Genomic DNA, 12,925 nt, shown 5'->3' with positions numbered 1-12,925 from the left:
ATCAGCCGGACGCCCGCGCCCGGGCCAGGGCAACGAGCTCCACCAGGTCCGGCTCGGGGTCGGGCAGCGCGTCGACCGGCCACCACCGCACGTCGAGCGACTCCTCGCTCACGGCGTGCTCGCTGCCCGGGGCGGCGAACGCCATGAACCGGACGTCGAGGTGGTGGACGTCCCCGTGTCCGCCGCAGAACGGGACCGCGTGCTCGCTGAGCTGCACCGGCACCGGGTCGAGCACCAGGTCGTCGAGACCGGACTCCTCCCGCGCCTCGCGCAGGGCGGCGTCGGCGAGCGAGACGTCACCGGGCTCGCAGTGGCCGCCGAGCTGGAACCACCGGCGCGCCTTCGCGTGCAGCGTCAGCAAGACGGCGTCGCCGCCCGGGTCGAGCACCAGCGTGCTCGCCGTGAGGTGGTCGGGACGGCAGTCGCGGGTCAGGCCGTCGGGGTGGGCGCGCAGGTGCTCGACGTACCGGCGGCGCAGCTCCTCCTGGCGAGGGTCGGGTGCGGCCCAGCCCTCGAGCAGCGCGAGCGCGTCGGCGTGGAGGGTCACTCCTCGTCGTCGGAGCCGAGCAACTTCTGCAGCTCGGCGTCGAAGTCCTCGTCACTGAGCTCCGGGAGCGCGGTCGCCTCCTCGCGGAACCCCAACGGGTCGTCGAGGTCGGTCGCGGTCGGCAGCAGGTCGGGGTGCATCCAGACGCCGTCACGGGCCTCGGTGCCCTGGCGGGTGCGCAGCGAGCCCCAGAGGGTCGACGCGTCGCGCAGCCGGCGCGGCCGCAGCTCGAGGCCGACCAGGGTCGCGAAGGTCTGCTCGGCCGGACCGCCCGCGGCACGGCGGCGACGGAACGCTTCCTGGAGCTTGGCAGCCGAGGGCATCCGCTCGACGGTGGCCTGGCCGACGACCTCGTCGACCCAGCCCTCCACCAGCGCCAGGGTCGTCTCGAGGCGCAGGAGCGCGGCCTCCTGGCCGGGGGAGCGCGGCAGGTCGAACATGCCGCCCTCGAGCAGCTGCTGCATGGACTCGGGGTTCATCGGGTCGACGCCGCTCATCTGCTCCTCGATGCGCGACTGCATGCTCTCGGCGTTGATCTCGATGCCGCGGGCGTAGTCGGCCACGGCGCCGATCAGGTGGTCGCGCAGCCACGGGACGTGCGCGAAGAGCCGCTGGTGGGCGGCCTCGCGGAGGGCGAGGTAGAGCAGGACGTCGTCGGCGCTCACGTCGAGGCCCTCGACGAAGGTGGCCACGTTGGCCGGCACGATCGCCGCCTTGCCGGGGGTGGCGAGCGGGAGTCCGATGTCGGAGACGCTGAGCACCTCGGAGGCGAGCGCGCCCAGGCCGGAGCCGACCTGCTGCGCGAGCATGCCGCCGACGGCGCGGCCGAGGATGCCGAGCAGCGGCCCGGACATCGCCTGGGCGTCGGCCGGGAGCGCACCCGAGAGCGCGTTGACCGACGACTCGGCGATCGGCTCGACCAGGATCTTCCAGACGTCGGTGGTGCCGACGACCCACTCGGCGCGGCTCCACGCGGCGGTCGAGCTCACGCCGGAGGGGAACGCGGTGGTCTCGTCGAGCCAGTGGTCGGCGAGGCGGACGGCGTCGGCGACGGCGTCCTGCTCCTTGCGGGTCGGGCTGGGGTCGGGTGACTGCGCGACGGTCTTGCGCGCGATGTCGAGGGCGAAGTCCCAGTTCAGCGGGCCGTCGTGGGGCTGCATGAGGAACTGGAGCTGGCTGAAGATCGAGCTGAGGTCGGGCATCCCCGCCCCAGCCGCTCCGAAGAGCTGCTCGAAGGGCGTCCCCTTGAAGGGGTTCTGTCCCTCGTCGGGGGAGTCGGGCGCGTCGCCCGGCTTGTCGGTCATGGCTCCACGGTACGCGCCTCGCCCAGCCACGCCCTAGGGTCCGGCTGTGAGCTGGCCTAGGGTCGCCCTGTGAGCTCCGTGCGACTCGTGGACCTGCGCGAGACCCCCCTCGACGTCACCGAGGTCGTCGCCGCCCTGGACGACGAGTCCTCGGGCGGACTGACCCTCTTCGTCGGTCGCGTGCGCGACCACGACGGCGGCAAGGGGGTCGACGGCCTGGACTACTCGGCCCACCCCAGCGCGCTGGAGAAGATGCGCGAGGTGTGCGAGCGGGTCGCGGCCGAGCACGCGGTCACCGGGGTGGCCGCGGTGCACCGGGTCGGGTCGCTGAGCATCGGCGACGTGGCGGTCGTCGTGGCCACCACCGCCGCGCACCGGGGGGTCGCCTTCGACGCCTCGCGCGCGCTGATCGACACCCTCAAGGCCGAGGTGCCGATCTGGAAGCACCAGCGGTTCGCCGACGGGTCCGACGAGTGGGTCGGCACGCCGTAGCCGGCCGTGGCCCCGCGCGTCGCGGGGGTTTTGCCCACGCGCGGACCTACGCTCGTCCTCGTGCAGGTCCTGCTCTGGTTGGTGCCGTCGGTCGTCGTGACGGTGCTCGCCATGCTGTGGGTGGCCTGGCTCGGCCGCGAGGGCCGGGGCGAGGTGGACCGTGAGGTCGCCGTACGCCGGCTCGCCAGCGCCCTGGAGCCCGACGCCCGCACCGCGCGGCGGCGTCGGCCCGCACCGGGCTACGCGGCCCCGCCGCCGGCCGCGGACCGGTCGACGGGGATCGCCGTGCGACCCTCCCGCCGGGTGTCCTGAGCACTCTTCAGCCCAGGCTCAGGGTTGGTTGGGAGTTGTTCAGGGTTGATCTGACAGGCTTGGCGCCATGACGCAGCGCACCGTGGCCGGCATCCTGGCCGTGCCGCTGCTCATCGGGCTGTGGGTCACCGCCGCGCTGGTGCCGCTCCCGTACGTCACCTACGAGCCGGGCCTGACCGTCAACGTGCTGGGCGACAACGACGCCGGCAAGCCGATCATCGAGATCGAGGGCAAGAAGTCCTACCCCGACGACGGCCAGCTGCGGATGACCACCGTCTACGTCTCCCAGCCCCGGCCCGAGGGCAAGAACAACCTCTTCGAGCTGATGCAGGACTGGGTCAGCGACGAGGACGCCGTCTACCCGTATGACGCGGTCTACCAGCAGGACGAGACCGTGGAGCAGAACAAGCAGGAGGGCGCCGCGCAGATGACCTCCTCGCAGGACGCCGCGACGGCGGTGGCGCTCGAGGAGCTCGGCTACGACGTGACCGACGTCGTCGTCGCCGACGTCAGCAAGGACGCACCGGCCGACGGCAACCTCGAGGTCGGCGACGTGATCCTCCGGGTGGACGGCGCACCGGTCTCGTCGTCGCAGGACGTCGTCGACGCGGTCACGGCCGCTCCGGAGGGCCAGCCGGTGACCTTCGTCGTGCGCCGCGACGACGAGCGCACGACGGTCGCGGTCACGCCCGACACGGTCGACGGCAAGCCCCAGGTCGGCATCCAGGTCGGCGGCCAGGTCACGACGGACCTGCCGGTCGACGTCTCGATCAACATCGGCGACGGCATCGGCGGCCCGAGCGCGGGGCTGATGTTCTCCCTCGGCATCTACGACACGCTCACGCCCGGCTCGCTGACCGACGGGAAGACGATCGCGGGCACCGGGACCATGGACGCCACCGGCGCGGTCGGACCGATCGGCGGCATCCAGCAGAAGATCGTCGGTGCCCGCGACGCCGGCGCCGAGCTGTTCCTGGTCCCGCCGGACAACTGCCAGGACGCGCTCGGGGCGCCGAACGGCGACATGCGGCTGGTCCGCGCCGACACCATGCACGACGCCCGGCTGGCGATCGAGGCGTGGGTGAAGGACCCCGACGCCGATCTTCCGAGCTGTGAGGGGGCGGGCACGTGACCGACTTCGACGCCGACCTCGACGTCGACCCCGCGCTCGCGGCGGCCGTCCTCGAGATCGAGAACCACGCCGCCGGCGAGGGCTGGGACCAGCCGGCCCGGCTCTACGCCCTGGTCGCGACGGCGACCCTGGTCGAGCGGGAGCCGGCACTGGCCGCCCTGATGGGGCTGGACGAGGCGTCCGCGGAGGGCTCGCTGACCCCGGTCGAGCAGGACCAGCTGGCGCCGGACCAGCCGCTCGAGGTCGCGCTGGAGTCGATCGTCTGGCCGCCCGGCGTCGCCGGGTGCGCGGCCGTCGTCGAGCGGCTGGTGCTGCCGCCGGACGCCGACTCCCAGATCCCCGAGGACCCACGCTCGGCCGAGGAGTTCGCGCGCGACCACCCGGACCGCCAGGAGGTCCGGATCGTGGCGGGTGCGACCCGCGCCGGCGCGACGTACTGTGCGCTGCGACTGCGCGCCCACGACGACGACCAGTCCGTGGTCGGCGGCGCCGATCTCGTGCCCGGGCTGCTCCACCTGCTCGGTGCCACGCTGGAAGACGAGAACGAGGAGTGAACCCCGCATGAGCGAGCTGTTCGACGAGGAGGCGCAGCCCGCCGGGCCGCCGCCGCGCTCCGGCTCCCGCCGCTCCCGAGCGCTGATCGTCACCGCCGTGGTCCTCGTGCTCCTGTTCCTCGGGCTGAGCACGTTCGCCGGTCTCTACACCGACCGGCTCTGGTACCAGGCCGGCGGCTACTCCGAGGTCTTCAGCACCCTGTTCTGGACCAAAACCCTGCTGTTCCTCGTCTTCGGCGCCCTGATGGCGCTGGTGGTCGGGCTGAACATCTACCTCGCCTACCGGTTCCGCCCGTTCTTCCGGCCGGGGTCGCCCGAGCAGAACGGCCTGGACCGCTACCGCGACGCGGTCACCCCGATCCGCACCTGGCTGCTGGTGGGGGTCTCGGTCGTCCTCGGTGCGTTCGCCGGCAGCTCGGCGATCGGGGAGTGGCGTAACTACCTGATGTGGCGCAACGGCGTCCCCTTCGGCCAGGAGGACACCTGGTTCCACAAGGACATCGGGTTCTACGTCTTCGACCTGCCGTGGCTGCACTACCTGGTCGACTTCACGATGGCGGCGCTGGTGATCGCGATCATCGCGGCCGCCGTCACCCACTACCTGTACGGCGGGATCCGGCTGCAGACGCCGCGTGACCGGTTCTCCGGCGCGGCCCAGGCGCAGCTCTCGCTGCTGCTGGGGCTGTTCGTCCTGGCCAAGGCCGCCGACTACTGGCTGGACCGCTTCGACCTGGTGAACAAGAGCGGGTCGCTGATCACCGGCATGAGCTACACCGGCGACCACGCCGTGCTGCCCGCGAAGAACATCCTGCTCGGCATCTCGGTCATCTGCGCGATCCTCTTCTTCGTCAACGTCTGGCGCCGCACCTGGCTGCTGCCCTCGGTCGGCCTCGCGCTGCTCGCGGTGTCCGCGATCCTGCTGGGCCTGATCTGGCCCGGCATCGTCCAGCAGTTCCAGGTCAAGCCGTCGGAGGCCGACAAGGAGCAGCGCTACATCACGGCCAACATCGAGGCCACGCGCGCGGCGTACGACATCGGGGACGTCGACACGACGAAGGTCGTCGACGGCACCATCACCGACGCCGACCTCCGCACCCTCGACGGCGCGACCGCCTCCGTCCCGCTCGTCGACCCGAAGCTGGTCAGCCCGACCTTCGAGCAGGTCCAGCAGGGGCGTGCCTACTACTCCGTGGCGGACGTCCTCGACGTCGACCACTACGACATCGAGGGCATCGACCGCGCCCTGGTGCTCGGCGTGCGCGAGCTCGACCAGTCCGGCATCCCCGACGGGGACCGCAACTGGTCCAACCTGCACACCGTCTACACCCACGGGTCGGGGATCATCGCGGCCTACGGCAACCAGCGCTCGACCGGCGACCAGGTGCCCGCGAGCACCTCGGACGACAAGACGCAGTGGGCGCAGGGCCGTGGCGCGGGCCAGGACGCCCTCGCGACGGCCACCGGTGGCTTCGAGCCGCGGGTGTACTTCGGCGAGAAGAGCCCCGACTACTCCATCGTCGGCACCCAGTCGGGCGCGAAGCCGGTCGAGCTGAGCCTCCCGACGACCGACGCCTCTGGCGAGTCCGACTCCGACAACGACACGACGACGACGTACGACGGCACCGGTGGCGTCGCCATCGGCAGCACGTTCCGGCAGCTGATGTACGCGGTGAAGTTCGGTGAGCCGAACTTCCTGCTCTCCGGGCGCGTGAACGACAGCAGCCAGATCCTGTACAACCGCGACCCGCACACGCGCGTCGAGAAGTTCGCCCCGTGGCTGACGGTCGACGGGGACGCCTACCCGGTGGTGGCCGACGGCCGGATCCTCTGGGTCCTCGACGGCTACACGACCACGGACCGCTACCCGGGCTCGGAGCGCGAGTCCTTCGACACCATGACCAACGACTCGCTGCAGACCAGCGACGCGCTGCGCACGGTGCCGACCGACGAGATCAACTACATGCGCAACGCCGTCAAGGCCACCGTGGACGCCTACGACGGGACCGTCCGCCTGTACGAGTGGGACGAGGACGACCCGATCCTGCAGACCTGGGAGAAGGTCTTCCCGGGCACCGTGCTGCCCAAGTCGGACATCCCGGAGGCGGTGACCGACCACCTGCGCTATCCCGAGGACCTGTTCAAGGTGCAGCGCTACCAGTACGCGCGGTACCACGTGCAGCCGAGCGACTTCTACCAGGGCAACAACCGCTGGGAGGTCCCGGTCGACCCGAACTCCGGCGGCAGCCTGCAGCCGCCGTACCGCCTGTTCGTCGACCAGCCGGTCGGCGCCGATGCCGCCCTCCAGCAGCAGGCGTTCTCGCTCACCTCGACGTTCGTGCCGTACAAGAAGAGCAACCTGGCGGCGTTCATGACGGTGACGTCGGACGCGAACTCCCCGGACTACGGCAAGATCCAGGTCCTCGAGCTCGACGACCAGAGCACGAAGGGTCCCGGGCAGGTCGCCAACGACTTCAACTCCGACGCCGACGTGGCCGACCAGCTGGCGACGTTCAACCGCAGCGGTGGGCAGGTGATCTACGGCAACCTGCTCACGCTGCCGGTCAAGGACGGCTTCATGTACGTCGAGCCGGTGTACGCCGTGCGCGCGGCGTCGTCGGTCAGCTATCCGAGCCTGGCCTACGTGCTGGTGTCCTACAACGGAGAGGTCGGCATCGGGACCTCCCTGCCGGCGGCGCTCGCCGACGCCCTCGACCAGTCGCTGCCGACGACCAACGGCGGGGACAACGGTGGGGACAACGGCGGCGACAACGGCGGGGACGGCAAGCCGACCGGGTCGCTCGTCAACCAGATCCGCACCCTGCTCGACCAGGCCCAGGCGAAGTTCGACCGAGCCGACCAGGCCCAGGCCGAGGGGGACAGCGTCACCTGGGCGCGTCTGATGGAGCAGGGCAAGGCGCTGGTGAAGCAGGCCTTCGACCTCGCCAGCCAGCTCCCCGAGGAGCAGAAGGGCGGCGGGTCCGGGTCGGCCTCGGAGTCACCGTCCGCCTCGCCGTCGGACTCGGCGTCGGGCTCCCCGAGCGCGTCGCCGTCGGACGGGTCGAGCAGCTCGCCCTCGGGGTGACCGGCCCCACGTCGGTCCGATTTGGGATGCCCGCCACGATCCACTAACGTGGGGTTCACCGACGCGGGGTGGAGCAGCTCGGTAGCTCGCTGGGCTCATAACCCAGAGGTCGCAGGTTCAAATCCTGCCCCCGCTACCAAGTGGAAGCGGCCCTCGCCAGAGATGGTGAGGGCCGCTTCTTTCTGTGCACCCGGGTGCGAGCGCCACTGGCGCGTCGGTGCGGAGCCGGGGACGTCATACGAGATGGCGGCCGGGACGACCGGAACGCATGACCTTCCGCGGGACGTCATCCGTTCCGGGCGTCGGAACCGCCAGCACGTATGACGTCCCGCGTCGACCCGGTCCAGCGATGCGGTCGGTCCGAGCGTGGGTCGCACGGGATCCGCCGCACCGGCACCGGTGCTGCCGTGGCACGGCGGGTCCGCGCCGGCCGCCGACGATGACGACGTGCTCCCGGCCCGGAGGCGGTTCCGGGAGTCGCGCAACGGGCTCCGTCCAGCCGTCGTCCCGTGCGCGTGGTGGGCGGTCACCAGAGCGCGGAGGCGGCGTGCTGCGCGGGCCACGCCCGGCTCAGCAGCAGCCGGATCCCGCCGTGGCGGGTACCGGGACGGCGGGTGCGCCGGCGGTCGCGGCGTCGACGGTCCCGTCGGCCGGGCGAGTGCAGCATCCGGCGGACCCGGCGGCTTCGCCGCTGTCGAGCTGCGCGAGGTCGGAGGACGTCCTGCCCTCGAGCTCGGGCTGGGCGTCCGCGAGGACGACGTAGTTCTCCCAGCGCTGTCCGTCGGGCCCGGTGACCCAGTGCTTGTCCTGACGGGCGTAGCAACACACGACGTCCCCCTCGACATCGAGGGTGAGGCCCGCGGCCTCGAGTCGGTCGGCCTCGGCCTGCACCTCCTCCATCGACGACCGCTCGACCCCGACGTGGTTCAGGGTGCCGGTCGCGTCCGGGTTCTCGAACAGCACCAGCTTCACCGGCGGGTTCTCGACGGCGAAGTTCGCGTAGCCGGGCCGGCGCTTGGTCGGCGCGGTGTCGAACAGGGTGGAGTAGAAGTCGACGGCGGCGTCGATGTCGTCGACGTTGAGGGCGAGCTGGATGCGGGACATGGATCCTCCTCTAATGCATCGATGGATGTCGATTGATTCGGTGACACGAACAGTAGCGAAGCATTGATGAAAGTCAATGGATTTGTCACCATGGCTGAGCTGTCGTCGCACGAGGAGGCGTCGTGGGGGTCAAGGAACTGCCGCTGGTCCAGGTCACGGGCGTCGAGTGCTGCGCGCCGTTGGCGCTCGAACCGTTGGCGGAGGCGGATGCCGAGGTGCTCTCCGAGAGGTTCGCGGCGCTCGGCGATCCCGTGCGGCTGCGGCTGGTCTCCCTGCTCGCGAACGCCGGGGCGGTCTGCGTCTGCGACCTGACCGAGCCGGTCGGTCGCTCCCAGGGGACGGTGAGCCACCACCTGAAGGTGCTCTCGAAGGCCGGGTTGGTGACGTCCGAGAAGCGTGGACGCAACATCTGGTACTCGATCGTCCCGTCGGCACTCGAGTCGCTGCGCGCCGCCCTCGTGACGCGGTGACTGCGGTCGCTCGCACCCCTCAGGACGGTCGGCTGTGGGAGCGCGCCAGCCGGACGCCGGTCGCCACCAGCCACACCAGCCAGGCGACGTAGCCGGGCATGCCCACGAACAGGAGTGCCGAGCCGTCCGCGATCGCGAGGTTCGCCGTCCCGGCGGCGACGAGCACGCTTCCTCCGGCGATGCCGAGCAGGCGCTGCCACGGCGGCGTCAGCCCGCTCGCGTGCGTCGCCAGCGCAGCGCCGACCAGGGTGGTGCCGAGCGCCGGCAGTGCTAGCGCGAAGGCTGCGGCATGCATCTGCCAGAGGAGCTCGAACACCGGGCTCGGCTCGCTGAGCTCGCTGGCGGACAGCACGACGCCGTTCCAGAGCACGGCGTAGAGCGCGAAGACCGCCGACAGGGTCGCGCCCGCGGCGATCGCGAGGCGCGACCAGTCGGCTCCCGCACTCCCGCGACGCTCGACGAGCCCGTGGAGGCCGGTCAGGAACCCGAGCAGCAGCGGCACGTTCAGCGCCTCCGAGCCGACCGCGATCGCGACCGCGTCCCGGTTCTCCGCGTGGAAGGCCAGCACCTCCTCGATCGGGTCCCCGTAGCCGGGCGCTCCGACCCAGACGAGGATCGCGTTCTGGACCACCAACGACGCCGCCAGCGCGATCGCCGTCGCACCCACGACTCGTTCGCGGAGCGCTCGGTCCGGGGTGGGCTCGGTCGGTGTCGCCGCGCTCTCGGGCAGGTGCTGGGACTTCGGCGCCTCGGCGCCGTTCTGCGGTGATCTCAACGGTCTTGCTCCTTGGTCGTGGTCGAGAGGTCGGGACGGGCGAGTCGGTGCGAGTTCGTCGGGTGGCGGTCCGGCACGGTCACCAGCCGCCCTCGAGGAACCCGAGGAGTCCCGGCTCGGGGTCCGCGGCGGTCGCCACGTTCGCAGCGCAGATGACACCGAACGCGATGGAGAGCAGCACGCACAGGGCCGCGACCGACCGCACCGTTCGCGTGCCACGTCTGTCGCGCCCCGCGCCGGTCATCCGCCTCCACAGCACGACAGCCACCACCAGGAAGCAGAGGGCCGTGGGCGCGGCCACCACCGCGTGGACCACGTGGAACCGGGCGTAGTCGTCGACCATCGCGTCCAGGGGTGGTCGAGGTGGTGCACCCGTGGACGTGGGTCGGTCCAGCTCCTGCCGTGCCTGCGCGAGCGTTGCGGAGAGAGCTCCGTTCGGGTTGCCCTCGCCGAGCAGCGGCAGGAGGGCGCCGAACGGAGCGGCGGCGCCCTGGATGCTGGCCGTCAGGTTCCAGACCGCGATCAGCGCGCATCCCCAGACGACGGCGCCAGCGGCAGCGACGGCCCGTCTCGTGACCGGGGCAGAGACGTCACCCCGGGAGGACGCTCGGCAGAGGACGAGGCCGAGGACGACGAGGGTGACGAGCAGGGCCGCGGTGATGACCGTCTCGATCACGCTGTAGCGCGTCCAGTAGTCGACCACGCGCGCCAGGTCCGGCGGGTACTCGCTCGTCCCCGACCGCCAGTAGGCGACGAACGCGTGCTGGAGGTCCTCGACGAGCACTCGCCGGTCGGCCAGGTCGCTGTCGCCTCGGGCGGCAAGCCGGGCGGGTGCCAGGACGAGCGCTCCCAGGAGAGCTGCGCTCAGGGCGGTGAGCCCCGCGACAGCGCGTCCCGGGAAGTCGGAGCGCACGGACGGCGACCTGGTGCCTGGCATCATCACTCCTCGCTCCCACGGCATCCGGGCGGGGCGGTGGAGGTGACGTCGCCGACGGTGGAGCCGGCGTGACTTCGGGTGAACGACTCAGCGGTGAGCACGGGCTCAACCCTCGCCGCACCGCGGCGTGCGCGCCTCGGTCCGACGGCCGGTCCTGGATCAGCCGAAAGGACGAGGCCGGGACCGTGCCTCCGGACGATCCCGGAACCTGCCGGCCGGGTCCGCCTCGGTCACGGGCAGCCGTCCCGCGGCACCGGGCGGACCGACCCGGGCTGATCGAGCCGCGGTCACACCCGCTTCGTGTCGTAGGCCCACATCGCGATCTCGACGCGGTTGCGGGCACCGAGCTTGGTCAGCAACGAGGCGACGTGGGTCTTCACGGTGCTCAGGCCGATGAAGAGCTCGGCGGCGATCTCGGCATTCGTCCGGCCGCGCGCCACGAGCGCCAGCACCTGCTCCTCGCGGTCGGTGAGCGGGTCGACGGGCTGGACGGGGACCGGCGGCGCCTGGTCGGCGAACGTCGTCAGCAGCCGACGCGTGACGTTGGGGGCGATCAGGGCGTCGCCGTCGGCCGCGGCGTGGATGGCCTGCACGAGGAGGTCCGGCCCGGCGTCCTTGAGCAGGAAGCCGCGGGCGCCGGCGCGCAGGGCGCCGAGGACGTACTCGTCGAGGTCGAAGGTGGTGATGACGACGACCGCCATCGGGTCGGCCACGCCCGGTCCGGCCAGGCGCCGCGTCACCTCGACCCCGTCGAGCCCGGGCATCCGGATGTCGACGAGGAGGACGTCGGGCCGCAGCCGGGTCGCCACGTCGAGCGCCGCGAGCCCGTCCGACGCCTCGCCCACGACCTGGAGGTCGGGTTGCGCGTCGAGGATCATCACCAGCCCGGTCCGGACCAGGTCCTGGTCGTCGGCCACGACCACGCGGATGCTCATGCGGACGGCCCCACCGGCAGCACGGCCTCGACCACCCAGCCGCCGCCGGGGCGCGGGCCCGCGGAGAACGATCCACCGAGGAGCTGGGCGCGCTCGGCCATGCCCTGCAGGCCGAACCCGGCATCGGGAACGGACCCCGCTGTGCTCCGTCCGTCGTCGACGACCCGCAGCCGCACGCCGTCGGCCTCCCGGCACACCTCGATCGCGACCCGAGTCACGCCCGGCGCATGCCGTACGGCGTTGGTCAGGGCCTCCTGGGCGAGCCGGTAGACCGCGGCGTCCACCGAAGGCGCCAGTCCGGCGACCGGACCGGTCAGCGTCACCTCGACGGTCGGCGTCGCGTCGGTCCGCGCCAGCGCGGGCAGGTCCGCGACTCCCAGCTGCGGGGCGTAGGCGGCCGACTCGTCCTCCCGCAGGACGCGGACCATCGCGCGCATCTCGGCCAGGGTGAGCGATGCCTCCGACTCGATCGCAGCGAGCACCTCGGCCGCCTTCTCGGGCCGGGCCCCGGCGACCACGCCACCGGCCTGCGCCTGGACCGCGATCGCCGAGACGTGGTGGGCCACGGTGTCGTGCAGCTCGCGCGCGATCGCCACCCGCTCCTGGTTGCGGATCTCGAGCTGCTCCCGGCGCCAGACGTCCGCCCGGTAGCGGAAGACCGCGCCGAGGGCGACGAAGAGCAGCAGGAAGACGGTGCCGCCGAAGACATCGGCCCAGCCGGTGGACGAGACGTACATCCCGATCGCGACGACGACCGCGACGAACGCCATCCCCAGGACGACCTCCCGTCCCGAGCCCCACCGCACCAGGGAGTACAGCAGGATGACGACGGCCATCATCGAGTAGAGGCCGAGCTCCCCGGTGTCCGCGGCCAGCTGGAGGACCGAGAGGAGCCCGGCGGCCCCGAACCCGATGAGGGCGGCGACCAGGGGGCGGCTGCGCCGCCAGAGCAGGGCCGGCACCATGGCGACCGTGAGCAGCGTGACGAGCGGTCGCCAGGTCACGTCCGGCCGGGCGACGGCCTCGACGAGCGCAGCGACCTCGAACCCGGCGACGAGCAGCCAGTCCAGGCGCCCGACGGGTGGGGCGTCGACAGGCCGCGGCTCGCGCCAGAGGGAGCGCCGGTCGGTGACCACGGACCCAGCCTAGGGATCCGGACGCCTCGGCGGACCCGCCTGGAGAACGAGCCCCGGCTCGGCCGGAAGGATGACCGACACCGGCCTCCACGCCGATCCGTCCGACCCCCTCCTCGCGCGACGGTGGAGACAGCCGGGCACGGAG

The 12,925-nt window shown here is 72.0% G+C and carries 13 protein-coding genes and 1 tRNA gene; 7 read left to right on the top strand and 7 right to left on the bottom strand.

What is annotated here, in order from left to right:
* Position 1 precedes the first annotated feature (1 nt).
* Both ACILQ5_RS00605 and ACILQ5_RS00600 read right to left on the bottom strand, forming a co-directional pair.
* The gene (locus tag ACILQ5_RS00605) at positions 2–547 is read right to left on the bottom strand and encodes an NUDIX hydrolase (protein ID WP_395656020.1); all 546 of its coding nucleotides are present in this window, start codon (positions 545–547) and stop codon (positions 2–4) included.
* Positions 544–1,851 carry a zinc-dependent metalloprotease gene (locus ACILQ5_RS00600; RefSeq protein WP_395656019.1) on the bottom strand — a complete coding sequence of 436 codons (1,308 nt, stop codon included), beginning with the start codon at positions 1,849–1,851 and terminating at the stop codon, positions 544–546. Before ACILQ5_RS00600 ends, ACILQ5_RS00605 begins: the two co-directional genes overlap by 4 nt.
* A 69-nt stretch (positions 1,852–1,920) precedes the next feature.
* Here ACILQ5_RS00600 and ACILQ5_RS00595 point away from each other — a divergent pair, with 69 nt between their 5' ends.
* The 6 genes from ACILQ5_RS00595 (at position 1,921) to ACILQ5_RS00570 (ending at position 7,562) form a co-directional block, all read left to right on the top strand.
* Complete coding sequence (locus ACILQ5_RS00595) at positions 1,921–2,343, top strand: molybdenum cofactor biosynthesis protein MoaE (RefSeq protein ID WP_395656018.1); 423 nt, start codon at positions 1,921–1,923, stop codon at positions 2,341–2,343.
* Positions 2,344–2,403: 60 nt separating this feature from the next.
* Positions 2,404–2,655 carry a hypothetical protein gene (locus ACILQ5_RS00590; protein WP_395656017.1) on the top strand — a complete coding sequence of 84 codons (252 nt, stop codon included), beginning with the start codon at positions 2,404–2,406 and terminating at the stop codon, positions 2,653–2,655.
* A 67-nt stretch (positions 2,656–2,722) separates the two neighbouring features.
* Positions 2,723–3,787, top strand: coding sequence for a PDZ domain-containing protein (locus ACILQ5_RS00585; RefSeq protein ID WP_395656016.1), 1,065 nt, complete (start codon positions 2,723–2,725; stop codon positions 3,785–3,787).
* A complete protein-coding gene (locus ACILQ5_RS00580; protein WP_395656015.1) occupies positions 3,784–4,341 on the top strand; it encodes a PPA1309 family protein in 558 nt (185 codons plus the stop codon). The genes ACILQ5_RS00585 and ACILQ5_RS00580 overlap by 4 nt, the downstream gene beginning before the upstream one ends.
* Before the next feature lie 7 nt (positions 4,342–4,348).
* Positions 4,349–7,423, top strand: a complete 3,075-nt coding sequence (locus ACILQ5_RS00575) for a UPF0182 family protein (RefSeq protein WP_395656014.1) — start codon at positions 4,349–4,351, stop codon at positions 7,421–7,423.
* Between the two features lie 62 nt (positions 7,424–7,485).
* Positions 7,486–7,562: transfer RNA gene (locus tag ACILQ5_RS00570), tRNA-Met, on the top strand.
* Between the two features lie 431 nt (positions 7,563–7,993).
* Here ACILQ5_RS00570 and ACILQ5_RS00565 read toward each other — a convergent pair.
* A complete protein-coding gene (locus tag ACILQ5_RS00565; protein ID WP_395656013.1) occupies positions 7,994–8,527 on the bottom strand; it encodes an ArsI/CadI family heavy metal resistance metalloenzyme in 534 nt (177 codons plus the stop codon).
* 122 nt (positions 8,528–8,649) lie between these two features.
* On the opposite strand from ACILQ5_RS00565, the gene ACILQ5_RS00560 reads away from it, so the two are divergent.
* Entirely contained in the window at positions 8,650–8,997 is a 348-nt protein-coding gene (locus tag ACILQ5_RS00560; protein WP_395656012.1) for an ArsR/SmtB family transcription factor, read from the top strand.
* A 19-nt stretch (positions 8,998–9,016) separates the two neighbouring features.
* Here ACILQ5_RS00560 and ACILQ5_RS00555 read toward each other — a convergent pair whose 3' ends face one another.
* The 4 genes from ACILQ5_RS00555 to ACILQ5_RS00540 form a co-directional block, all read right to left on the bottom strand.
* Positions 9,017–9,772, bottom strand: coding sequence for a hypothetical protein (locus ACILQ5_RS00555; protein WP_395656011.1), 756 nt, complete (start codon positions 9,770–9,772; stop codon positions 9,017–9,019).
* Positions 9,773–9,851: 79 nt separating this feature from the next.
* Entirely contained in the window at positions 9,852–10,709 is an 858-nt protein-coding gene (locus ACILQ5_RS00550; protein ID WP_395656010.1) for a hypothetical protein, read from the bottom strand.
* A 287-nt stretch (positions 10,710–10,996) separates the two neighbouring features.
* Entirely contained in the window at positions 10,997–11,644 is a 648-nt protein-coding gene (locus ACILQ5_RS00545) for a response regulator (protein WP_395656009.1), read from the bottom strand.
* Positions 11,641–12,780, bottom strand: a complete 1,140-nt coding sequence (locus ACILQ5_RS00540) for a sensor histidine kinase (RefSeq protein WP_395656008.1) — start codon at positions 12,778–12,780, stop codon at positions 11,641–11,643. Before ACILQ5_RS00540 ends, ACILQ5_RS00545 begins: the two co-directional genes overlap by 4 nt.
* Positions 12,781–12,925 lie beyond the last annotated feature (145 nt).

This window comes from Nocardioides sp. (assembly GCF_044226305.1).
Lineage (GTDB): Bacteria > Actinomycetota > Actinomycetes > Propionibacteriales > Nocardioidaceae > Nocardioides.
Note: the sequence above shows the minus strand (reverse complement) of the source record. Positions and strands in the feature narration are given on the sequence as shown.

Excerpts from the sequence above, each read along its gene's own strand:
- ACILQ5_RS00600 (WP_395656019.1), bottom strand. The coding sequence starts at position 1,851 with ATGACCGACAAGCCGGGCGACGCGCCCGACTCCCCCGACGAGGGACAG.
- ACILQ5_RS00585 (WP_395656016.1), top strand. The coding sequence starts at position 2,723 with ATGACGCAGCGCACCGTGGCCGGCATCCTGGCCGTGCCGCTGCTCATC.
- ACILQ5_RS00575 (WP_395656014.1), top strand. The coding sequence starts at position 4,349 with ATGAGCGAGCTGTTCGACGAGGAGGCGCAGCCCGCCGGGCCGCCGCCG.
- ACILQ5_RS00565 (WP_395656013.1), bottom strand. The coding sequence starts at position 8,527 with ATGTCCCGCATCCAGCTCGCCCTCAACGTCGACGACATCGACGCCGCC.
- ACILQ5_RS00550 (WP_395656010.1), bottom strand. The coding sequence starts at position 10,709 with ATGCCAGGCACCAGGTCGCCGTCCGTGCGCTCCGACTTCCCGGGACGC.
- ACILQ5_RS00545 (WP_395656009.1), bottom strand. The coding sequence starts at position 11,644 with ATGAGCATCCGCGTGGTCGTGGCCGACGACCAGGACCTGGTCCGGACC.